Origin of the sequence: Actinospineispora spinosispora DSM 44797 (assembly GCF_000429025.1) — a bacterium.
In the GTDB taxonomy this organism is placed as follows: domain Bacteria; phylum Actinomycetota; class Actinomycetes; order Mycobacteriales; family Pseudonocardiaceae; genus Pseudonocardia; species Pseudonocardia spinosispora.
This window is the reverse complement of sequence record NZ_KE386834.1, coordinates 350,941-374,793: the sequence shown is the minus strand read 5'-3', so window position 1 is coordinate 374,793 and position 23,853 is coordinate 350,941. Positions and strand designations below refer to the sequence as shown.

The window sequence follows — 23,853 nt, the reverse complement described above, 5'->3', positions numbered from 1 at the left end:
GTGGTGATCAAGAAAAACCGCCCCGGTCGGTGAGCGGGGACGGGACGCTGCGCAACAGGGCTCGCAGGCCGGACGCGTCCAGCAGGTCGGCGGGACGCAGGGTGACATCGGCCCGCACGTAGTGGAACGCCGCGCGCACCCGCTCGACCGGGACGTCGGCCAACGCCGCCCACGCCATCCGGTACGCCGCCAGCTGCACCGACAGCGCGGGCACCCGGGCCTCGTCGGGCACCGTTCCGGTCTTCCAGTCCACGACCGTCCAGCCGCCGTCGGGGTCGGCGAACACCGCGTCCATCCGGCCGCGCACGCTGATTCCGTCGACCAGTGTCTCGAACGGCACCTCGACCTCGACCGGCCGCCGCTGCGCCCATTCCGAGGCCAGGAACGCGGTCCGCAGCTGCTCCAGCTCGTGGTCGGCCGCCGCGCCCTCGTCACCCGCGCCGGGCAGCTCGTCGATGTCCAGCAGCCGGGTCACCCCGAACAGCTGCTCCAGCCAGGCGTGGAACGCGGTGCCGCGACGGGTGTGCGGGTTCGGCGGGAACGGCATCGGCCTGCGCAGCCGGGCCGCGAGCGCTTCGGGGTCGGCGGCCAGCTCCACCAGCTGGCTGACCGACAACGCCGACGGCAACGCGACCTCGGGGCGCGCCGCCTGTGCCCTGGCCCGTTCGGCCAGGAGCACCGTCACGTCCGCCGCCCAGCCCTCCGGGTCGTCGGGGTCCTCGCCAGGGTCGAGTTCCGGAGGCTCCTCCTCGGTGGAGAACAGCTCCATCTGGTCGGTCGCCGGGAGCTTCGCCAGCGCCGCGCGGACGAGCGCGGCACCGGCGTGCACCGCGTCGTGGCGGGCACCGAACGGGTCCACCGGCCACCGCTCGGTGCGCGCCTGGAGCGTGACCGGGTTCGGCTCGCCGTCCTCCGGCTCGTCCGCCCACTGCTCGACGACCATGCCGGGGTGCTGCCCGGCGATCTCGTGCAGCTCCTCCAGGAAGCTCGACGGGCCGCGCGGGGTGTCGCCGCTCGCCGCCCACCAGTGCCCGGACAGCAGCAGCTCACGCTCGGCCCTGGTGATCGCCACGTACAGCAGCCGGCGTTCCTCGGACAGCCGCCGCTGCTCCAGGGCGTCCTTGTGGTCCTTCAGCGCGTCGGTGACCTCCTTGCGGTCACCGTCGGCTGGCAGTCGGGGGTCGGGCAGGTCCGGCGCGTCGCCGCGCAGCACGACCGGCAGCTCGGCGGGGTTCGTCAGCCACGAACCGCTCTTCGGCGCACCCGGGAACACCTTCTTCACCAGGTGCGGTACCGCGACGACCTCCCATTCGAGGCCCTTCGCGGCATGCACGGTCAGAATCTGGACCCGGTCGGCCGCCACCTCCACCTCACCGGGACGCAGCCCGTCCTCCGCCTGCTCCGCGGTGGCCAGGTAGTCGAGCAGCGCCGGCAGGGTCGGGACCTCGGCGCCCGCCGCGAAGTCGGCGACGACGTCGGCGAACGCATCCAGGTGCGCCCGCCCGACCGGGCCGGGCCGCGATGCGGTCTCGGTGTCCAGCAGCAGCGCACGCTCGGTGTCCGCGACGAGGTCGGGCAGACCCGCGCCACCGTGACCGGCTCTGCCCCGCAGGTACGTCAGCTCGCCGGCCAGCCGTCGAATCCGCCGGAAGCCGGCCTCGGAGTAGCGCTCCGGCTCGCCGGGGTCGTCCAGCGCGTCGACCAGACCGGCCTGCTCGGCCAGCTCACCGGGCAGCGCTCTGGCGATCTCCCGTTCCATGCCCGGTGCCGCCGGCGCTTCCAGGGGGGTGGCCAGCTCCTTGGCCCTGGCCCACAGCGCGGCGAGGTCGGCGGCGCCCAGCCGCCACCGCGCTCCGGTGACCAGGCGGATCGCGGCAGTGCCGGCCAGGGGATCCGACACCAGTCGCAGCGCGCTGACCAGGTCCCGGACCTCCGGCTCGGCCAGCAGACCGCCCAGACCGACCACCTCGACCGGCACGTCCCGCGCACGCAGCGCCGACGCCATCGCCGCCATGTCCGCCCTGCGACGCACCAGCACCGCGGCCGTCGGGAGTGTGTCCAGCTCCAGACCGGCGTGCCACCGCGCGGCCACCGCGTCGGCCACCCAGGCGACCTCTGTCGTCACATCGGAACACAGCGCCAGACGGACCGAGCCGGCCGGTGCGTCCTCCCGGGGACGCAGCTCGTCGACCTCGACGTCACCGGCGCGCAGCTCGGCGGACACCGCGTTCGCCAGGGTCAGCACCTCCGCGGGATTGCGGAAGCTGGTCAGCAGCCCGTAGCGCGTCGCGGGCTGCGGGTCACCACCGATCGACAGCCTCGGGAAGTCGGTGCTGAACCGGGGCAGGTTCGCCGCGCTCGCGCCGCGCCAGCCGTAGATGGACTGGCACGGGTCACCCACCGCGGTGACCGCGACCGGCTGCGCGTCGGCCGCGTCGGCCCGGAACAGCGAACGCAGCAGAATCCGCTGCGCATGCCCGGTGTCCTGGTACTCGTCGAGCAGCACCGCGTGGTAGCGCTCCCGTTCGCCGGCGCCGACGTCGGGGTGCTGCGCGGCGATCCGGGCCGCGATCGCCATCTGGTCGGCGAAGTCCACGGCACGTTCGGCCCGCTTGCGCGCGGTGAACGCCTCCACCAGCGGCAGCATCGCCACGCGCAGCCGCTGGTTGTCCACCATCCGCTGGAAGTCCTGTGCCAGCGCCGCCCGCTGCCGAGGCGCCCTCGGCGCGTTCTCCACCAGCCCGACGAACGCCTCGGCGTGCTCCCTGAGCTGGTCAGGAGCGACCAGATGCTCACCGAGCTCGCCGGCCAGCGCGAGCAGGTAGCCGGTGACGGTCGCCGGGACCCGTTCGATGTCCAGGTCGGCCGCCCACGTCGAGACCACCCGGTGCGCGAGCTGCCAGGACGCCGTCTCGGACAGCAGCCGGGCGCCCGGCTCGGCGGGCAACCGCAGTGCGTGCTCGGCGACCAGGCGACCCGCGTACGCATGGTAGGTCGCCACTGTCACGTCACCGGCCTCACCGACCAGCGCGGCCTTGCGCGCCCCGGTCGGGTCCAGATCGTCCAGCAGGCGCGACCCGGCGAGCCTGCGCAGCCGGGACCGCACCCGGTCGGCCAGCTGCTGCGCCGCCTTGCGGGTGAACGTGAGACCGAGGACCTGCTCCGGCAGCACCGCGCCGGTCGCCACCAGCCACACCACCCTGGCCGCCATCGTCTCGGTCTTGCCGGCGCCGGCACCGGCCACGACGAGCGCGGGCTCGGCGGGAGCGGCGATCACCGCGGCCTGCTCCTCGGTCGGCGGCGGCACCCCCAGCGCGTGCGCCAGGCGAGCGGGCGTCAACCACCCGGCCGGTGTCGGGCGCACCGGGCTCGTCGTCGCCGTCACGGTTTCGTCACCGGACGACCGTCGTCGGTGACCGGGCAGCTGGTACGCACGCCGCACCGCTCGCAGTCCGAGTTCTCCCGCGCGGTGAACGCCGCCGACCCGGTCTCCTTCGCCGCCGAGTGCAGCTCCTGCCGCCAGGTCGTGATGTCCTCCGGCGTCAACGCGGGCTGGATGCGTTCCTTCGCCCGGCCGTCCGCGCCCCGGTCCGCCAGGAACAGCAGGCGCGCGCCGCCCGGCTCGACCGGCGCCGGCCCGCGCAGCACGTCCCGGAACGCGCCGAGCACCGCCGCCAGCTGGTACACCGCGAGCTGCGGGTGCGCCTCGGCGTCCTGCTTGCTGACCGCCGTCTTCCCGGTCTTGACGTCGACGATCACCGGCCGGCCCTCCGCGTCGACCTCCAGCCGGTCCACCCGTCCCCGCAGCAGGACATCGGGCCCGTCCTCGCCACCCGGCAGCGCCAGCTGCAGACCCTTCTCCACCTCGACCTCGGACAGCCCCGACCGGCGGCTCTCCTCCAGCCAGCCCCGGAAAGCCGTGAGCATGCCACGCACCCGGTCCAGCTCACGACGACCGAACCACGGCGCGCCCGCGTCCACCGAGGACCACGCGGCACGCAGCGCGGTGTCCACCTCGCCGGTCGTCGCGCCGCCCGCCGTCGCCTGCACGAGAGCGTGCACCAACGAGCCGGTGATCGACGGCAGCAGGGCACCGTCGTCGCCACCGTGCCGCTCCAGCACCCACTTCAGCGGGCACTTCATGATCTTCTCGAGGTCCGAGGGCGACACCGGCGCCGGTTCCGCCGGGTCCCGCAGCGGCTTGTCCGTCGACGTCGGGGCCAGGCCGTACCAGTCGTCGGGGTGCGCGCCACGAACCCCGGCCGCCGCCAGCCTGGCCAACTGCCGGGCGGCGCGCTCGGCGCGCCCCGGAGGTGAGTCCTCCGGCGGCGTGCACGCCGCCCTGCGCAGCTCACCGACCAGCTCCGCGAGGATCAGCGCCCTCGGCGGCTTCGTCACCGGTCTGGGCGCATCCGGTTCGGCGTCCGTCGGCTCCGGATCGAGCTCGTCGAGGAAACGCGAGGGCTGCTCGTCCTCACCCCGCACGCCGGACACGTACAACCGCTCGCTCGCCCTGCTGCACGCCAGATAGAACAGCCTGCGCTCCTCGGCCAGCAGCGGCGCCACCCGGGACAGCTGCTGGTCACGCAGCACCTCACCGGGCCGCCCGTCGAACGTCGGATCCAGCCCGATGCCGGCCATCGCGTCCACCAGCCGCTCCACACCCAGCAACGTGCCGCGCAGCCTCGGGTCGGGCCAGCTGCCCTCCTGCACGGCCGCGACCGCGACGACCCGCCACTGCCTCCCGCGCGCGGCGTGCGCGGTCAGCACCGCGACCGACTCACCCTTCGGGGCCCTCGGCGCCAGACTGTCACCCGGAATCCGCTGGTCCGCGATGTACTGGACGAACCCGGCGATGTCACCACCACCCGGCATCCGGTCGGTGTAGCGGGCGGCCGCCTCGAACAACGCCACCACCGCGTCCAAATCCCGGTCGGCCTGCGCCCCCACCGGCCCCGGATAGCTGCTCGCCGCCGCCCACTTGGTCGCCAGGCCGCTGGCCTGCCAGACCTGCCAGAGGACCTCCTCGGCGCTCGCGCCACGCTCGTCCGCCGCCCGCGCCAGCCCCAGCAGCTCGGCGACCTTGCGCAGCGCCGCCGTGTCCTTCGGCGGCAGCGCCGCCAGCGGGTCGGGATTGCCGTACGCGCCGTCGCGCAGCGCCTGGACCAGGAGGGTGTCTGAATCTTCTGGCCTGTTTCGCGCGGAGTTTTCTTCGCGGACCCCCTCCGCTTCGCGGTCGGGGGCCCCCTCAGAAAACAAGGCTCCTTCGTCGCCCGGGCGCGCGCTTGTGCTCACCTGGGGAGCCGCCGTACTAGTTGGCGACTCTGGGTGCGGACATTCACTGCGCCGGCCTTCGCCGGAACTCCTTCGGAGACTCGCGGAGCCGGCTTCGCCCTGGTCCGGTTCCGACGTCGGCACCATCGGCCGGTCTTGTTCGCCCGGGTCAACCCCCCGCGAGTCGGGGGTTTCAGCACCCCGAGTCGGGGGTTTCAGCACACCCTCCGGGGGCGGCTCTTCCAGGTCCGGCTCATCCGGGCCTGGGTCGTCCAGGTCCCAGTCCTCCGGCATCGGGTCGTCGGGGGGTGGCTCCTGGGGGCCGGGGTCTTCCGGGTCCTCGCTCGGCTTCGGTCCGGTCGTGGTCGTGGTCGTGGTTGGGGGGGTTGCCGCCGCGTGCAGGCGCAGGAGGCCCCTTCTCAGGCGGCGCAGCCTCAGGGGGTCCGCCGCCCCTAGGGGGGAGCTCAGGAGGGCCAGCGCGGCGTCGGCGTCCAGATCTTCGGGGTCGGCGGCCGCGCGCAGGAGGAGCAGCAGGGGCACCACCGCGGGTTGGCGGCCCAACGGGAGCTGGTCGCCGGGAACCGCCATCGGGACACCCGCCGCCAGCATCGCGCGGCGCAACGCGGGCAGCGAACGCGTCGTCGACCGCACCAGCACCGCCATCTCCGACCACGGCACACCGTCGCTCAGGTGCGCGCGCCGCAGCCGGTCCGCGACCCAACCCGCCTCCTGCGCCGAGGAGGCGAACACCTCGACCGACACCGTGCCCTCACCCACCGCGCTGTCCACGACCGACGTCCGGGCCCTCGCCGGACCCGCACCCGGCAACCGTGCCGCGAGCCGTGCCGTCGCCCGGCACAACGCGGGCGCGGCCCGATGGTCCGAGGTGAGCACGACGGTCCGGTCGCCGCCGGGGTCGGCGTCGCGCAGCGCGCTCGGGTCCGCGCCGCGAAAGCCGAGCACGGCCTGATCGGGGTCACCGGCGAGCACGAACGTCCGCGCCGTCGAGCCGAGCAGGGTCACCAGCTGCATCTGCTGCGGATCGAGGTCCTGCGCGTCGTCGGTGAACAGGTGCCGGACCCGTTCACGCTCCGCCGCCAGCAGCTCGGGGTCCGTGGTCAGCACGTCGAGCGCCGTGGCGACCAGCTCGGCGGCGTCCAGCGCGGGCGCGGCGGCCCTCGCCGACTCGATACCCGCCGCGCCACGCAGCAGGTTCACCTGCTCGTAGGTGAGGAAGAACCGGCCGGCCGCGACCCACTCCGGCATGTCCAGCCGGGCACCGAGCTCGGCGAGCTCGTACGGGCCGAGCCCACGTTCGGCGGCACGCAACAGCAGCTCACGCAGCTCGGCGGCGAACCCGGGGACGTCCAACGCGGGCAGCAACCGCTCCGGCCACCCCGAGCCCGGCACATCACCCGCCGCCTCACCGGCCAGCAGCTCCCGGACCACGGCGTCCTGCTCCGGACCGGCGAGCAGCCGGGGCGGCGGATCGCCGATCCGCGCCGCGTGCAACCGCAGCAGCCCGAACGCGTACGAGTGCACGGTGCGCACGAGCGGCTCGCGGATCGTCCCGAAACCGGCGTCGCTGCCCTGCGCGGCACGATCCGCACTGACCAGAGCACCGATGCGCTCCCGCAGCTCGACACCAGCCCTGCGGCTGCCGACCAGTACCAACAGCCGCTCCGGGTCGGCGCCCGCCATGATGCGCCTGCGCACCGACTCCACCAGCAACGACGTCTTCCCGGTACCCGGGCCACCGAGTACCCGCAGCAGACCCGACTCGTGCCTCAGCACCGCGCGCGCGGAGTCGTCCCAGCGTGGTTCCCCTCGGACCGGGGTGGGCGCTCGGACCAGCAGTGGACGGGTCACGTCCGGCATGGAACCACGACCCGGCGACAGCCTCGGCGGCAACCCCGGATGGCTGACGCGGATCCGCGCGCGGGGGAGAATGCCGCTGTGGACGAACAGACCGCCGACCGGGTACGTGAACTCATCCTGGCGATCCCGCCGGGGACCACGCTCAGCTACGGCGAGGTCGCCGCGCGGGCGGGCCTGCCCTCGGCGCGGCAGGTGGGACGGCTGCTGTCCGAGGACGGCCAGGACCTGCCGTGGCACCGCGTACACCGGGCTGACGGCAGCTTCGCGCCGCACCTGGTCGAGGAACAGTCCGCGCGGCTACGCGCGGAGGGCGTCGACGTGGTCAACGGCCGGGTCCGCCGCGACTCCCGGTAACCCGCACAGACCGTCGGTACCCGCACAGAGTCTGGGCCCTCTGTGCGGGTACCGACGGTCTGTGACTCGCTGTCTACTTGCCCTTGCCCCCGCCGCCGCCACCGTGGCCGCCACCCTTGCTACCGCCGCCGCTGCTCTTGTGGCTGCCACCGCTGCTGCTCTTGTGGCTGCCACCGCTGCTGCTCTTGTGGCTGCCACCGCTGCTGCTCTTGTGGCTGCCACCGCTGCTGCTCTTGTGGCTACTGCCGCTACTGCTCTTGTGGCTGCTGCCGCTCGAGCTGTCGCTCGACGAGCCGCGGCTGGACGAGCTGCTCCGACGAGACGACGTGGACTCGTTCGAGGAACTGCCGTAGCTCTTGCCCCTTCCCGCGGACGCTCGGCTGCCCGAGTCGCTGGAGGAGCGGTACTTGTTGGTCTTCACGCTGTTCACGACCGACCCGTTTCCGTCCGAGGACTTCTTCTCGGACTTCGGCTTCGCCTCGGACCTGGTCGAGGTGCTGGAGCGCTCGGTTGAGCCGGCCTTCGCCGCGGCGGACCGTACGGCCTTCCCGAACGACTGCGCGGCCGAGGCGCTGTCGGCCGCGCCACGACGCGCCGTCTGCGCCGCGCCCTTGCCCGCCTCCGACGCGGTCTTGTTCGCGGCCGCCACCGCCTTGTTCGCGTCGGACACCGCCTTGTCCGCTGCCTTGCCTGCCGAGGTCACTGCCTTGTCGGCCGTCTGCCTGGCCTGCGTCACCAGCTGCTTCGTGTCCTTGGCCGCCTGGCTGACCGCCCGGTCCGCGCTCTGCTTGGCCTGGCTGACCGCCTTGTCCGCGTTCTGCTGAGCCTGGCCGACCGACTTCTGCGCGATCTGCTCGATGTGACCGGCGAGCTCGACCCCTGGCGTGTTGCCCGCGTCCCGCACCGCTTGCTGGGCCTGCTGCGCGACCTGCTGCACTGCGTGCGACGAGGCCTGCTCGCCCGCGACGCGTGCGGTGGAGAGCGCGGTGCCGACGGCCTTGTGCACGGCCTGCTGGACCTTCTGCGCGCTCTGTCCGCTGCCCGCCGCCTGCTGTGCCTGGTCCGTCGCGTTCTGCACGGCCTGCTGGATGCGGCCGGCCAGACCGTCGGGCACCTGGCCGCCCGTCTGCTGCGCGGCCCGCTGAATCTGGCTGGTCGCCTTCCCCACCGCCTGCTCGACCCGCGCGGCGAGATCGGTGGCGGTCTGCTGTCCCGCCTTGTCGGCGGACGCGAGGGCCTGATCGGTGGCCGTGTCCACGGCGCGCTGGATCTGGCCGGACAGATCGGCGTCGAGCTTGCCGCCGGCCGTGCTCACGGCCTGCTGCACCTGAGCGGCGACCTGCCCCGGCACGGCGCCGGACAACGCCTTGCCGGTCGCTTCGCCGACAGCCCGAGTGATCTGACCGGCCAGCTCAGCGGGCGCCTGGGCGGACGCCGCCCCTGCCTTCCGCAACGCCTCACCGGTCATCGAGTCGACGGTCTGCCGAATCTGCGAGGCGAGCTGGGTGGCGGTCTGGCCGGCGGTCGTGGCAGCGACCGGACCGGAGACCTGGTTGGCAGGCTTGTCGGCGGCGTCCAGCGCCTGCCCGATGGCCTTGTCGACGGCCTGCTGGATTTGACCGGCGAGCTGGCTCGACGCCGGCCCGCCGGACTGCTTCGCGGCCTGCAGCGCCTGCTGAGTGGCGCTCTGAACGGCCTGCTGAATCTGCCCCGCGACCTGAGTGGGCGCCTGACCGCTGGCCTGGTCAGCGGCCTGCAGCGCCTTCCCGATGACCTGGTCGACAGCCTGCTGGACCTGCTTGGCGGACTGCGGGGCCGTCGTGGTCGCCGCGGCCTGCTGAACCTGGGTGGGAGCCGACGTGTTCGCGTTCTGCAGCGCCTGACCGACCGCGGTGCTGATGGCCTGCCCGACGGCACCCCCGGTTGCGCCGGGCGCCAGCGCGTCCGTGATGCCGTGCTGGGCGAAGTTCGCCAGCCACGACATGACAGCCTGCGTCTGCTCGTCCGTGGGCGCCTGGGGCTGGTCGGGGACCTCGGTCTGCCCAGGCGGAGTCACGACCTGCCCAGGCGGAGTCACGACCTGCCCAGGCGGAGTCACGACCTGTCCAGGCGGAGTGACCGTCTGCCCGGGCGGGGTCACGCCGACCTGCTCGCCGGGCACGACATCGGACGGCTCGGTCTCCTGGGCCGGGACGGTCGTGTCCTGCTCGGCGTCGTCCGCGCCGCCGAGTGAGCCCCCGACGTCCTGCACCGCGCCACCGACGCTGCCCGCGGTGTCGTCGACGGCACCGCCGACGTCCTGGACCGCGCCACCGGCCTGCTGCACGACGCCACCGCCGGTGTCGGCCACCTGCGACGCGGTGTTGCCGACCGCGCCGCCGACGTCGCTCACCGCCTGGCTCGGTGCCTGAGCCAGCACCTGGCCGCCTGTCTGGTCCGTTGCCTGCGGCGCGCCCTGTGCGAGCGGAGCGGATCCCGCGTCGGGAGCCTGGCCGGGGGCGCCGCCCTGGGCCGCTGCCGGGTCATGGCTCTCGGTGAGACCGACCACGGACTGCACGACCGAGGTGGTCCGGTCCGGGGCGTCGGCCGGCAGTGGCGCGGACACCGCGGTGTCGACCGTGGGCTGCAGCGCCGCGAGTTCCTGCTGCTTGGCATCACGGTGGCTCACCGCCGCCTGCCACTGCTGGACCAGCTGGGCCCGGCTCGACTGCTGCGCGGGGTCCGTGCTCGGCGGGACCGACTGCAGCTGGCTGTCGAGCGCGGCGAGCTGCTGCTGTGCGGCCGCGAGGTCGCTGCTGGCCTGGTTGAGCTTCTGGTAGCGGTCGAGCTGCGTCTGCAGCTCCGCCTTCTGCTGCTGGAGGGCGTCCTTGCGGGCGGCAAGCGCGCGCAGCGGCTCCAGTGTGTTGCCGAACGTCGTCGACATGGGGTCCTGCGCCCACATCTGTTCGGTCTTGGCGATCAGATCGAGCTGCTGGTTGACCGAGCTCAACGCCTCGCGCGCCTGGGTCGCCCATGCGACGAGGTCGACCTTCGGCGCGGCACCCAGACCGGGCTGGTTCTGCTGGAGCGGCTGCGCCGCGATCGGCTGGCCGTTTCCGCTGGTGGTGGCGACGAAGCCACCGCCGCCGGCCAGGATGCCGAACGCCCCGAGGACGGCGACCGCCCTGCGCCGGGCCAGCTGCGCGGCCTCCTTGCGCTTGCGACGGGTCTTCGCGGCCGCGACATCCGTCGGCGGCGGCGCGGAGAAGGTCGGCCACCACGACTCGGAACCGGCGGGGCCTTCGTCGAACGTGGTCACCGGCGGCTGACGCCAGTCGGGTAGCTGCGGGCGCACCGGCCGCGCCGGCGCCTCGTTGTGGGCGCCACCCAGCAACGCCTCGCTGATCCGGGCCTTGCCCGAACGCTTGCGGGAGCGGCGCACGCTGCGCGGGTCCGGCACCAGGCGCCGGTAGGAGTCGGTCGGGCCGGCGTCGGCGGCCCATCCGTCGGAGAGAGGGGGCTCTGACGGCAGCGGCGAGTAGGACTCCGAAGGCCGGCGTTCCGCGTAGTTGGCCTCGGGCAGTGGCTCGAACACCGCGGCCGCCTCGCCCGGCTCCGGGCGCTGGTACGGCGACCGCACGGGGCCGGTGACCTCGGCGGCGTTGCCGCCTCGCACGAAGTCGGTGGGCACGAAGTCGGTGGGCACGAACTCGGCGGGAGCGACCGGCTCGGCAGGCTCCGGCGACTCGGCCGCGACCCAGCCGGCCATGGCCTCGGAGTCGCGACGTGCTTGGCCGAGCCGGATCTTCCTGGCTTCGGTGCGGTGGTCCGAGCAGCAGTACCGGCGGACCGGCCGGCCGGGGATCTCCTCGATCAGGTTGGAACAACCGGGCAGTGCGCACACCTGATCCGAGCTACTCATGGCCCCTCAGCCCTCACCAATCAGTGTCCGGTGCACCGGGACTCCAGCATCTCAGTGCACTCAATTCACCACGGGTGTCTGCAACCGTACGCGAGACAACACGTGTTTGCCATATGAAGTACCGCCAGGACAGTCCCATCTGTTACACCCCGAACGAGTGAACCCGAGACCTTTGCCATAACGTGCTCCGACCCAGCCGAGTCTGCCACACCGCTGACCACGTCTTCCCAGCACATAGGCAATGACCTGCAATGTTCGATATATCTAGCTAGCAGATGCTCCTAGCCCCAGTCTGCGGGAATCGATCACGCGGCCGGACCGAACGTTACGTTAGAGCTAAGAAAAGTGTGGACGCTCCGGCCGGTTCGACAGCGCCCGGCCCCGCCGCCGTTCGAGTGCCGATGGACTGCGATCCTCACACTGCTTTTACAAATTCAGTCCACTCGATGTCTGGATATTCCGGACGATGGAAGAGTTCTCAACAGTTCGCGAAGACCCCACGCTCACCCCACCCGCCACATCCGTGGCTCCTCGCAGAGGTTCGGGTCGCGTCGCAGACGCTGCAGCGTCTGCGACGCGACAGCTGGGTCTGCGAGGCGGGTGGCGGCTCGGCGCCAGAGGGGCCGGGACTAGCCGTACAGGCGGTTGTCCCCGGAGAGGCAGTGACCGCCGGCGGGGGCGGCGCCGGGGTCCAGTGCCAGGCGATAGCCGCGTTTCACGACCGTCTGCACGAGCTTCGCCTCGCCCAGCGCCGACCTGAGGCGGGCCATCGCGGTCTCCACGGCGTGTTCGTCGTCGCCGCCGCCGGGCAGCCAGCGCAGCAGCTCGGCCCTGGTGACCACCCGACCGGGACGGCGGGCCAGCGCACGCAGGAGAGCCATACCCGCCGGCGGGACCGTGCGCAGCTCCCCGTTCACGAGCGCGGCGTGTCCGCGCAGCTCCAGCCGGTGCCCGGCGACCGGGTACGAACGCGCCAGCCTCGGTGCCTCGGCCTCCAGCGTCCGCACCATCGCGCCCAGCCGTGACCGCTCCGGCTGGGCGGTCGGGATGTCGCGCGCCTGGAGCGGCGCCGCCGTCACCGGTCCGACGCACACGACCAGCACCGGTCCGCGCAACGCCGTCACCAGCTCGTCGACGCAACCCAGCTCGGTCGCCCTCGCCAGCATGCTCGCCGCGGCGGGCGCGCTGGTGAACGTCAGCGCGTCCACTCCCCCGTGCAGCACCGACTCGATCAACCGGTCCAGCGGCGCGATGTCGGCAGGCGGAACCCAGCGGTACACCGGGACCTCGACCACCTCAGCGCCCGCGCAACGCAGCGCCTCGACCACGTCGGGCAGCGGCTCGCCGTGCAGCTGCACCGCGATCCGTTTGCCGTCCACACCCATGTCCAGTAGGTGTTCCAGCACTTCCGCCGACGACTCGGACGGCGGCGACCAGGCGTCGATCAGACCGGCCGCGCGCACCGCGCCTCGCGCCTTCGGGCCGCGGCACAGCACGGTCGCCGGACGGAGCGCGGCCAGCAGTTCCTCCCCCACGCCCCAGCCGTCGGCCGCCTCGATCCAGCCGCGGAAGCCGATACCGGTGGTGGCGACCGCGAGGTCCGGCGGGCGGGCCACGAGCGACCGCGTGGCCGCTTCCAGCTCGGCGTCGTCCGGCAGCGGCACGATACGCAGCGCGGCCGCGTGCACGACAGTCGCGCCTCGCCGTTCCAGCAGTGCGCACAGCTCCTCGGCCCGCCGGGCCGCTGTGACACCGACCGTGAACCCGGCCAGCGAGGGAACCCCCGATGTCATGGCAGCTCGACCTGAACCCAGCCGTCCACGACCCGCACCTGGTACACCATGACCTCCTGGCCCTGCTCGTCCATGCACCGGCCGGTGACCAGGCTGAACGCTTGCTTGTAGATCGGCGACGCGACGACCGGCTCGCCGCCCCGGTCTCCCACGATGCCCCGGGACAGCACGGAGGCGCCACTGATCGGATCCACGTTGTCTATGGCGACTATCTCAGCCCCGGCCTCGGTGCGGGAGTCCAGCCGGAACAACGCCACCTGACGGTCACCGAGCAGGGCGGCGACACCGCGTCCCGGTTGCAGCCGTTCCACCCGGCAGACGGTCTCCCAGTGAGCGCTCGCCGCGTCCACCCATCCGGGTCCGGTCAGCTCCGACGTCCGGGTCATCGCGCCACCTCCAGGTCCGGCCCGGCGATCAGCACCGGCTGGCTGCCCCGGTCGTATCCGACGGGCACCCGTTGCCCTCTGCGGTCGACGAACTCGATGCTGGGATCGGGGGTGTCCGGCGCGTTCACGAACGAGGTGAACCTGGCCAGCTTCTCCGGGTCCTCCAGCACACCGCGCCACTCGTCGGCGTAGCTCGCCACGTGTCGCCGCATCGCGGCGTCCAGCTCGGCGCAGATGCCCAGCTTGTCGTCCATGATCACCTCACGCAGGTGGTCGAGGCCCAGCGACTCCACCCAGGGCGCGGTGCGCTGCAGCCGGTCGGCGGTCCGGATGTAGAACATGAGGAACCGGTCGATGGTGCGCACCAGGGTCTCGGTGTCCAGGTCGGACGCGAGCAGCTCGGCGTGCCGGGGGGTGAAGCCACCGTTGCCGCCGACGTAGAGGTTCCAGCCGGTGTCGGTGGCGATCACCCCGAAGTCCTTGCTCCGTGCCTCAGCGCACTCCCGCGCGCAGCCCGACACCCCCGACTTGAGCTTGTGCGGACTGCGCAGGCCTCGGTACCGCAGCTCCAGCGCGATGGCCATGCTGACCGAGTCCTGCACGCCGTAGCGGCACCAGTCGGTGCCCACACACGACTTGACCGTGCGCAGCGCCTTGCCGTACGCGTGACCGGATTCGAACCCGGCATCGACCAGCCTGCGCCAGATCGCCGGCAGCTGTTCGACCCGCGCGCCGAACAGATCGATCCGCTGGCCGCCGGTGATCTTCGTGTAGAGCGCGAAGTCCCGTGCCACCTCACCGATCACGATGAGCTTCTCCGGCGTGATCTCGCCGCCGGGGATGCGCGGCACGACGCTGTAGGTGCCGTTGCGCTGCAGGTTCGCCAGGAAGTGGTCGTTGGTGTCCTGCAGGGATGCCTGCTCGCCGTCATGGATGTGCCCGGACCCGACCGACGCCAGGATCGACGCCACCGCCGGTTTGCAGACGTCGCAGCCCTGCCCGGTCCCCCGCGCGGCGATGAGCTCGGAGAACGTCCGGATGCCGGTGCTCGCCACGATCTGGAACAGCTCGGCGCGGCTGTGCGTGAAGTGCTCGCACAGCGCGGTCGACACCTCGACGCCTTCCTTCGCCAGTAGCGTCTTCAGCATCGGGACGCAGGAGCCGCAGCTCGTGCCCGCCCGGGTGCAGGACTTGAGCGCCGGCACGTCGTGCGCGCCATCGGCGATCGCGGCCCGCAGCGCGCCCTTGGTCACCGTGTTGCAGGAGCAGACCTGGGCACTGTCCGGCAGTGCGTCGGCGCCCAGCTCCACACCGCCGGGCGCGATCATCGCCACCGGATCGGCCGGCAACGGCTGCCCCACGAGCGGGCGCAGCGTGGCATAGCGGGACGCATCGCCCACCAGCACCCCGCCGAGGAGCGTCGTCGCGTCGTCGGACACGACGAGCTTCTGGTACGAACCCGCGACCGGGTCGTTGAGCACGACCTCCAACGCGCCCTCGCTCGCCGCGTGCGCGTCGCCGAAGCTGGCGACGTCGACACCCAGCAGCTTCAGCTTGGTGGACATGTCCAGGTCGCTGTCCTGTATCGAGGCGTTCCCGCCGAGGAGCCGGTCGGCGACCACCTCGGCCATCGCGTAGCCGGGAGCGACCAGGCCGTAGGTGCGGCCGCCGGACGAACCCAGCGCGGCGCACTCGCCGATCGCGTAGATCCGGTCGTCGGTCGTGCGGCAGTACTCGTTGACCAGCACACCGCCGCGCTCGCCGATCGGCAGCCCGACGGCCCTGGCCAGTTCGTCGGCCGGCCGGATGCCGGCCGAGAACACCACGACGTCGGCGTCCAGCTCGACGCCGTCGGACAGTGTGGCCACCAGCCCTCTCGGTCCCCGTTCGATCGTCCGGACCGACGTTCCGCAGCGCACCGCCACACCGAGCTCGGACACCAGCCGCCGAAGCAGCGCGCCGCCGCCCTCGTCGACCTGGATGGGCATGAGCCTCGGCGCGATCTCCACCACGTGCGGCGACAGTCCGAGCAGCCGCAGCGCCCGAGCGGCCTCCAACCCGAGCAGCCCCCCACCGATCACCACACCGGAACGACGACCGGGCCCTTCGGCCTCGACCGCCGCCGACGCCGCCGCCTTGATCGCATCCAGGTCGTCGAGCGTGCGATAGACGAAACAGCCGTCCAGCTCACGCCCTGGCACCGGCGGCACGAACGGTGTGGAGCCGGTGGCCAGCACCAGCGCGTCGTACCGGGTGGTGCCCGTGGTGCTGCGCACCGTTCTGGCGTCGATGTCGATGTCGAGTACCTGCTCGCCGAGCCGCAGGTCCACGTGCTCGTCGGCGTGGACGTCGTCGCCGACGAGGCTCAGCTCGTCCTCGCCGACGCCTTCGAAGTAGCTGGACAGGGCGACCCGGTCGTAGGCGGCGCGAGTCTCCGCACCGAACACGACGATCCGCCACGTATCGGCGTCGTCGCGGGCGCGCAGTGCCTCCACGAGCCGGTGCCCGACCATGCCGTGACCGACGATGACCAGCGTTCTCGGGTTGTTCACGCCGCTCCCTCCTGTTCCGGTTCGCCGGGCTCGGCGGCATTGAGCCAGTCGCAGACCCCGCTCACCGCGTCCCGGCAGCTCCCGCAGCCGGTGGCTGCCCTGGTCACGCGACTGAGCGCGTCGACGTCCTTCGCTCCGGCCCGCCACGCGGCGACCAACTTGGCTTTGCTGACCGTGTTGCACCGGCAGATCACCGCCGCCGAGGGCAGCCGCGCCGGCGAGTCCGGCCGGATGGCGCCGCCTGCCTCGGACGGCAGCGCCCGGCCGAGCAGCAGTGCCAGCCGGTCGGACGGCACGGGTGCGCCACTGTCGTGGAGCTGGATCGCCGAGGCCGCCGCGTCCGGGACACCCACCATGATCGCGCCGATCAGCCGGTCGTCGCGCACCACGATCTTCGCGTAGCGGCCGCGATGCGGGTCCTCGAGCCGCAGCACCTCCGACGTGCCGTCGTCCTCGGCGTGCGCGTCACCCACGGCCGCCAGGTCGATGTCCTTGGCCTTCAACCTGGTCACCACCGGGGTGCCCCGGTAGCGGGCCGACGGGTCCGTCCCGGTCAGCAGATCGGCGAGGACGGCGGCCTGCTCGTATCCCGGCTGTACCAGCCCGGACACCGTGCCCGGGTGCCGCGCGCAGTCACCGATCGCGTGCACCCGGTCGTTCGACGTGCCCATCCGGTCGTCGACGACGATCCCGCCGTCGACCTCGACGCCCGCTTCGGCTGCCAGCGACGTCTCAGCGCGCACACCCGCCGCCACGACGACCGCGTCGACCGACAGCAGCGACCCGTCGTCGCACTCCAGACCGACCTCCGGCGTCCACCGCTTGGCCATGACACCGAGCCGCACGTCCACACCGAGCCTGCCCATGGTCGCGCCGAGGACCGCCCCGGCGCCCGCGTCGAGCTGACGTTCCATCAGGTGCCCGACCGGGTGCAGAACACTCACCCGCACGCCCCGCCCGACCAGCCCTCGCGCGGCTTCCAGGCCGAGCAGCCCCCCGCCGAGTACGGCGACGCGGCTACCCGGCCGGGCCAGGCGCAGGATGTGGGCGCAGTCGTCGAGATCCCGGAACACCGCGACCCCTTCGGCGTGCGCGCCGTCGTCGGTCAGCAGCCCGTCGATCGGCGGCACCCAGGCGCGACTGCCGGTGGCCAGCACCAGCTCGTCGTACCGATGACCAGCGCCGTCGCCGAGGTGCACGCTCCTGGTCGAGACGTCGATCCCGGTCACCGCGACGCCGGTCCGCAGCTCGACGCGATGGGTCTGGGCCCATTCGGTGTCGTGCAGCCGGATCGACTCGGGGGTCAGTCCGCCGGCGAGCACGGTCGACAGCAGCACCCGGTTGTAGGCGTGATGCCGCTCCGCACCGAACACGGTGATCCTGGCGCGATCGCCGTCAGGATCACGGCGACGGACCTCTTCCACGAACCGGGCACCGACCATCCCGTGGCCGATGACAACTATGTGGCGGGGCACGGGCTCACGCTAGGAAGCCCACGTTTCGTCCGTGCTCCCTCACGTGACGCCAGCGTTACGCTCCGGTCACTCCGCTCATCTACCTGCGGTGATCCGTGACGAACAGCACGCATGGCTGGGTCAGCGTCGCCTCGCACAGCGTCGTGTCGTATCGCAGATGCTGCAGTGTCTGCGACACCACACGAAGCTCTGCGAAGGCGAGCTGCTGACCGACTTTCGGCCGGGGTCAGGCTGGTTCGAGGCGGACCGCGCTGACCTTGAACTCGGGCATGCGGCTGATCGGGTCCAGCGCCGGATTGGTCAGCAGGTTCGCCGACTGCCCGGCCGCGAAGTGGAACGGCAGGAACACCGTGTCCGGCCGGATTCCCGCCGTGTACCGGACGACCGCCACCGCCACGCCGCGCCGGGAGATCACCCTGGCCCACGCTCCGTCGGCGAGACCGGCGCGCGCGGCGGTGTCCGGGTGGACCTCGACGAACGACTCCGGCTCGGTGGCGGCCAGTTCGTCGACCCGCCGGGTCTGGGTGCCGGACTGGTAGTGCGCGAGCACCCGACCGGTCGTCGCCCACAGCGGATGGTCCTGGTCCAGGTCTTCGGCCGGGCCCGAGTGGTCGACCGCGACGAGCCTCGCGAGGCCGTCGGGATGGGCGAAGCGGTCGAGGAACACCCGGGGTGTGCCCGGGTGATCGGTCGACGGACAGGGCCAGTACAGCTCGTCGCCGTCGTCCAGCCTGGCGTAGCTGATGCCGCTGTAGTCGGCGGGCCCACCGGCCGACGCCGCGCGCAGCTCGTCGAACACCGTCTCCGGATCGGTCGGGAACGCTCCCTGCGGCGCGGTACCCAGCCGGTCGGCGAGCCCGGCCAGCACGTCGAGGTCGGTCCGCACCCCGGGCGGCGGAGGCATGGCCCGGCGCCGTCGCAGTACCCGGCCCTCGAGGTTCGTCATGGTCCCTTCCTCCTCCGCCCACTGCGCGACGGGCAGCACCACGTCGGCCATGGATGCGGTCTCGGAGACGAACAGGTCGGCTACCACCAGCAGATCCAGTGACTCCAGCCGCTCGGCCACCGCGCGCGCGTCCGGCGCGGACACCACCGGGTTCGAGCCGAACACGAGCATCGCCCTCGGTCCGCCGTCGCGTCCCAGCGCATCGAGCAGCTCGACCGCGCTGCGTCCGGGCCCGGGCAGGGACGCGGGATCGACGCCCCAGACGGCGGCCACGTGAGCGCGCGCGTCCGGGTCGTCGATACGCCGGTAGCCGGGCAGTTGGTCGGCCTTCTGCCCGTGTTCGCGCCCACCCTGGCCGTTGCCCTGGCCGGTGATCGTGCCGAAGCCGCTACCGCGCGTACCGGGCATGCCCAGCGCCAGTGACAGGTTGATCCAGGCGGTGACGGTGTCGACGCCCCGCGCGTGCTGTTCGACGCCGCGTGCCGTCAGCAGGTATCTCCTGCGTGCCGAGGCGAGCATCCGGACCACCGCACGCTGGTCGGCGACCGACACCCCGGTGACCCGTTCGGCCCGCTCCGGCCACCACTGTGCCGCCGCCCGCCACGCCGCGTCGACCCCGCTCGTGCGCGCCGCCAGGTAGTCGTGGTCCAGGTACCCCTCGGCGACCGCGATGTGCAGCATTCCCAGAGCCAGCGCCAGGTCCGTTCCGGGCGCGGGCCTCAGATGCAGGCCACCCGCTTCGACGGCCTGCCGGGCAGTGGCGCTGTACCGGGGGTCGATCACCACCTGGCGGGCGCCGCGCAGGTGGGACAGCAGCGGCGGCATGGTCTCCGCCACGTTCGCGCCGGCCAGCACGACGACCTCGGCGTCGTCGAGGTCGGTCACCGGGAACGGCAGACCCCGGTCCATGCCGAACGCCCGGTTGCCGGCCGCAGCCGCCGAGGACATGCAGAACCGGCCGTTGTAGTCGATCTGCGACGTTCCGAGCGCAACCCTGGCGAACTTGCCGAGCAGGTAGGCCTTCTCGTTGGTGAGTCCGCCGCTGCCGAACACCGCCACCGAGTCCGGACCGTGCTCGGATCGCAGTGCGGCCAGCCGGTCGACGACGTACTCGAGCGCCCGGTCCCAGTCGACCGGTGTGCCGTGCAGCAGCGGGGTCGTGAGCCGCTCCGGATGATCCAGCAGTGCGCCGGCCGACCAGCCCTTCTGGCACAGCCCGCCCCGGTTCGTGGGGAACTGGCGCGGATCGACGATCGCCGGACCACCTGCACCCGGGGTCGGCGCGGTCACCGACATGCCGCACTGCAACGCGCAGTAGGGGCAGTGCGTGGCGGCGGCACGCGTCTGGTGGAGCGGAATCATCGTCGGGGCGGCCATGGTCGCCCATCCTGGGCGCCTCGCATGACCGACATGTTGCGACGCTGTTGCGTACGTGCACGGGGGCGCTCACAGTGAGCGCCCCCGTCCCGTCAGGTCGGAGTCCGGGGACCGTTCTCACCGGATTGCGGCTCGCGGGCCCGGCGCGACGCCTCGGTCAGCTCCCGGCGACGCCTCGCCAGCTCGCGCTCCCTGCGCTCCAGGTTGACCTCGGAGAACCGCACCCCGATCACGAACCCCACCACCAGGATCACCCCCGCCACCACCAGCAGGATCGTCAATGCCATGAGGACCACCCCTCCTCGTCGGCTGTCAGCGTGGTGACATAGACCATATCTTATCGTTCAACAATACTTCAAGACTCCAATCTTTTCGCTCGGCCGGACGGCCGCCGTCAGACGCCCACCGTCGGTCTGTCCTCCCGACGCGCGCGCCGTGCGGCGTCCCGAGCGGCCTCGGTGAGCTCACGACGCTGGCGTGCCAGCTCGCGCTCCCGGCGCTCCAGGTTGATCTCGGAGAACCGGGTGCCGGCCGCGAAGCCGAGCAGCAGGATCGCGCCGGCGGCCAAGGCCAGGATGATCAGTGCCATGGGAACCACCTCCGGGTCCCATTCCAGCCGGAAAAGCTGGTCACAGGTTGGTCATACCTGGTCGAAGGCTGGTGACCAGCGGTTGAAGGCTGGTCCCGGTTGAGGCAACATCAGGTCATGGGGGCACCGAACGGCACACACGGCAACGGCGCCCAGCCGCAACACGCGGATCTGTGTGCTGACCTGCGCCTCGTTCGTCTGAACGGTGTGCCCCGAACCCGCACGCTCGAAGTCCCCGCCCTCCTGGGCGCGGCCGCCGCACTCGGTCACCAGAACGCGGACGTCCCGCCGGACCTGGCGATCGAGGCCTTGCTGCGCGAGGCGGTCGGGCGGCTGGGCGAGAGTCCCGAGATCGACCCGGCGGCGCGCACGTTCGGCCTGCGAACCGGCATGAAGATGGCCAAGGCCGCGGACCGACGCCGGTCCGCGGCGAGCGCGCAGGGGGTGAGCGTCGAGCGGTTCCGCCGCAGCTACGAACCGGAGCTCATCGACCAGATCGCGACCGAGATCCTGGGTCTGCTCAGCCGTCAGCACGGTGAGCGGCCCGGCGCGATCCGCCGCCCGGAGCCGGTCGCGGAGCACAAGCCGCGAATCCAGGTGTTCAGCGGCGAGCAGCACGTGGCGAGCCTGCTGCGCACCGCGCACGCCAACGCCGACTGGGACCTCGTCGAGGGCGTGTACCGGCAGTGCGTGGACATCGCCACGGACCACCACGGCCGGTTGATGCCGGACGACCTGCCGGGCTTCTTCGCCAAGGCACTCGGGCGCATCTCGTCGAACTACCAGGGCCGGGAGCAGGAGCTGATCCTGCACGGCCTGAGCATCCTGGGCAACGCCGAGCACGCCGACAAGATCACGCCGGCGCTGTTCACCCAGCTCTACACCGACACCCGGTTCGACCGGTTCGTCCAGTACACACCGGGGCCGGGGTCGAGCGAGGGACGGCGCAGGCCGCGCCCGTTCGAGACGCTCGTGGAGACGGCACGCCGCTACCACGACCTGAACCAGCTGCGCGGCGTGCTCGGGGATCTACCGACCTCGTGCATCCTGGGCGGCTCGATGAACTACGGCCGGTACTTCAGCGTCCGGGGCGGGCCGGCGGCGACCAACGTCGACGTCATGATCGTGATCCCGGACTTCAGCTGGCTGGACGAGGTGCTCAGCGCGGTGTCCACGCTGCCCGGCAGCGCACGGGCCAGCCTGGACGCCTTGGAGCGGCGCAGCCGGATCTGGCGCGAACGCGGCCTGGACGACCAGCACACCGTGTTCACCCAGCGGATCATGATGTGGTCCGACGAACCGGACCCGACGATGGCCTGGGCACCGAACCAGGGTGAGTACGCGATCGACCTGCGCGTCGCGTCCGTCGCGGCGCTCGACTGGATCCTGGTCGCGGACAACCCCAAGCTCACCGCGAGCGCGGCGGGCAACTCCCGCTCGGTGCGGGACTTCTGCCAGCAGGACCGCGCCACCGACGACCACCAGCGCAGCTTCAGCGGCCGTAACCTGCGCACGAAGGTCGAGGTGGAGGACGTCGACGGCAGCCTCCTGCGCACGCTGCGCGTCTACTCGATCCACGAGGAGCGCTATCACCCCGGGGCGTTCCAGAACCTGGTGCTTCCCCGGTTCAACAAGCGCTGGGACGACACCCCGATCGGCGGCAAACTCGAGACGTTCCGCTGGAAGATCATCGAACGGCTGCGGGCGGAGCGCCGGCTGCAGCCCTACGAGCTGCTGCGGGTCAGCCTCGCGCACACCCGCTCGGAAGGCTTCGCGCCGCACATCCTGGCCTCGATCGACAGCATCGACGCCCTGTAACCCGTGAGTGGCGAGTGGTCCTATCGGACCACTCGCCACTCACGGGTGTTCAGACGCTCGCGTAGGCCATTGCGGCGCCGGACGGCTCGGCGACCGTGCGGACCTTGCGCAGGTAGACGACGTAGGTGACCGCCGCGCACAGCACGTAGAACGCCAGGAAGCCGTAGAACGCCGGCACTCCGCTCTTCGCCACGGCGAACGACTGCCGGAACGCCAGGTTGATCAGCAGCCCGCCGAGCGCGCCGACCGCCGAGATGATCCCGATCGCCGCGCCGCTGATCCGCCGCGCCCGCAGCAGCGCCGTCTCGCTGGACTCCCCCGCGTCGATCTCGGCGAGCGCCTTGGCCCGGAAGATCGCCGGGATCATCTTGTAGGTCGACCCGTTGCCGAGCCCGGAGAACACGAACAGCGCGATGAACCCGATCGTGAACAGCGCCAACGACTTCGAACCCGACGCGAGGATGCAGACCAGCGTCGCCATCCCCATGAGCAGGAAGTTCCAGAACGTCACGCGCGTGCCGCCGACCCGGTCGGACAGCCAGCCGCCCACCGGACGGATCAGCGAACCGAGCAGCGGCCCGATGAAGGTCACCGCTGTCGCCTGCAGCGGCGTCCGCCCGAACTGGCTCTGCAGGACCAGCCCGAACGCGAAGCTGTAGCCGATGAACGACCCGAACGTCCCGATGTAGAGCAGCGACATGATCGACGTCTGTGGATCGCTGACCGCCGCCTTCGCCGCGCCGGTGTCGTTGCGCACCGTGCTCAGGTTGTCCATGAACAGGGCGGCGCACAGCGCGGAGACCACCACGAGCGGGATGTACACCACGAGCATCAGCCTCGGGTGTGCCGCTCCGCTGACCGCGATGATCAGCAGCCCGATCAGCTGGACCACCGCCACACCGAGGTTGCCGCCACCCGCGTTCAGCCCGAGCGCGAGCCCCTTGCGGCCCTCCGGGAACAGTGTGTTGATGTTGGTCATGGACGAGGCGAAGTTGCCGCCTCCGAACCCGGCGAGTGCCGCGACCAGCATGAACGTCGTGTACGACGTGCCGGGGTGCAGCACTGACGCCGCCGCGACGGTCGGGATGAGCAGCAGCAGGCCGCTGACCACGGTGAAGTTGCGTCCGCCGAACCGCGCCACGGCGAACGTGTAGGGCACCCGCAGCACCGCGCCGACCAGCGTCGGGGTGGACACGAGGAAGAACTTGCCCGCCGCGTCGATGTGGTACTCGGGCCCCATGAACAGCACGAACACCGACCACAGGGACCACACCGCGAACCCGACGTGCTCGACGAAGATGGAGAACCACAGGTTGCGGTTCGCCACCTTCGCGCCGGTGCGTGCCCAGAAGTCGGGGTCCTCGGGCGTCCAGTGGTCGATCCACCGTCCTCGACGGACCGGTGGCGCGATGCTCCGGTCCTCGAATGCCCCCGACTTCTTTGCTGCTTGAGTCATGGCGCGAACGGTAGGAAGCGGCCGTTACCGGCAGATGGCGCCACGTGACAGCTG

At 72.0% G+C, this 23,853-nt stretch carries 13 protein-coding genes; 2 read left to right on the top strand and 11 right to left on the bottom strand.

The window, feature by feature from the left end; genetic code table 11:
- Window positions 1-7: 7 nt before the first annotated feature.
- Both G406_RS0131215 and G406_RS59125 read right to left on the bottom strand, forming a co-directional pair.
- Window positions 8-3,385: an ATP-dependent helicase gene (locus G406_RS0131215; RefSeq protein WP_245607278.1), complete on the bottom strand. Its 3,378-nt coding sequence runs from the start codon at window positions 3,383-3,385 to the stop codon at window positions 8-10.
- Entirely contained in the window at window positions 3,382-7,152 is a 3,771-nt protein-coding gene (locus G406_RS59125; RefSeq protein ID WP_051342934.1) for an ATP-dependent helicase, read from the bottom strand. The genes G406_RS0131215 and G406_RS59125 overlap by 4 nt, the downstream gene beginning before the upstream one ends.
- Before the next feature lie 78 nt (window positions 7,153-7,230).
- On the opposite strand from G406_RS59125, the gene G406_RS0131205 reads away from it, so the two are divergent.
- On the top strand, window positions 7,231-7,506 hold the full coding sequence (locus G406_RS0131205; RefSeq protein ID WP_028936841.1) for an MGMT family protein: 276 nt from the start codon (window positions 7,231-7,233) through the stop codon (window positions 7,504-7,506).
- Window positions 7,507-7,579: 73 nt separating this feature from the next.
- Here the strand turns inward: G406_RS0131205 and G406_RS0131200 are convergent, their stop codons facing one another.
- From G406_RS0131200 to G406_RS0131160, 8 genes are all read right to left on the bottom strand, one after another.
- On the bottom strand, window positions 7,580-11,407 hold the full coding sequence (locus tag G406_RS0131200) for a hypothetical protein (RefSeq protein ID WP_028936840.1): 3,828 nt from the start codon (window positions 11,405-11,407) through the stop codon (window positions 7,580-7,582).
- A gap of 629 nt (window positions 11,408-12,036) precedes the next feature.
- The gene (locus G406_RS0131195) at window positions 12,037-13,200 is read right to left on the bottom strand and encodes a uroporphyrinogen-III synthase (RefSeq protein ID WP_028936839.1); all 1,164 of its coding nucleotides are present in this window, start codon (window positions 13,198-13,200) and stop codon (window positions 12,037-12,039) included.
- The gene (gene nirD / locus G406_RS0131190; RefSeq protein ID WP_211241327.1) at window positions 13,197-13,586 is read right to left on the bottom strand and encodes a nitrite reductase small subunit NirD; all 390 of its coding nucleotides are present in this window, start codon (window positions 13,584-13,586) and stop codon (window positions 13,197-13,199) included. The genes G406_RS0131195 and nirD overlap by 4 nt, the downstream gene beginning before the upstream one ends.
- Window positions 13,583-16,138 carry a nitrite reductase large subunit NirB gene (nirB, locus tag G406_RS51010; RefSeq protein WP_084216497.1) on the bottom strand — a complete coding sequence of 852 codons (2,556 nt, stop codon included), beginning with the start codon at window positions 16,136-16,138 and terminating at the stop codon, window positions 13,583-13,585. Before nirB ends, nirD begins: the two co-directional genes overlap by 4 nt.
- A complete protein-coding gene (locus G406_RS51005; protein ID WP_051342933.1) occupies window positions 16,135-17,613 on the bottom strand; it encodes an FAD-dependent oxidoreductase in 1,479 nt (492 codons plus the stop codon). Before G406_RS51005 ends, nirB begins: the two co-directional genes overlap by 4 nt.
- A 226-nt stretch (window positions 17,614-17,839) precedes the next feature.
- On the bottom strand, window positions 17,840-19,936 hold the full coding sequence (locus tag G406_RS0131170; protein WP_245607277.1) for a molybdopterin oxidoreductase family protein: 2,097 nt from the start codon (window positions 19,934-19,936) through the stop codon (window positions 17,840-17,842).
- A 92-nt stretch (window positions 19,937-20,028) separates the two neighbouring features.
- Window positions 20,029-20,223 (bottom strand): hypothetical protein, encoded by a 195-nt coding sequence (locus G406_RS0131165; RefSeq protein WP_156935249.1) that lies wholly within the window; start codon window positions 20,221-20,223, stop codon window positions 20,029-20,031.
- Window positions 20,224-20,330: 107 nt separating this feature from the next.
- The gene (locus tag G406_RS0131160; protein ID WP_028936835.1) at window positions 20,331-20,525 is read right to left on the bottom strand and encodes a hypothetical protein; all 195 of its coding nucleotides are present in this window, start codon (window positions 20,523-20,525) and stop codon (window positions 20,331-20,333) included.
- Window positions 20,526-20,642: 117 nt separating this feature from the next.
- On the opposite strand from G406_RS0131160, the gene G406_RS0131155 reads away from it, so the two are divergent.
- Entirely contained in the window at window positions 20,643-22,343 is a 1,701-nt protein-coding gene (locus tag G406_RS0131155; RefSeq protein WP_028936834.1) for a hypothetical protein, read from the top strand.
- Between the two features lie 49 nt (window positions 22,344-22,392).
- Here the strand turns inward: G406_RS0131155 and G406_RS51000 are convergent, their stop codons facing one another.
- Window positions 22,393-23,799, bottom strand: coding sequence for a nitrate/nitrite transporter (locus G406_RS51000; RefSeq protein ID WP_051342932.1), 1,407 nt, complete (start codon window positions 23,797-23,799; stop codon window positions 22,393-22,395).
- Window positions 23,800-23,853: the final 54 nt, after the last annotated feature.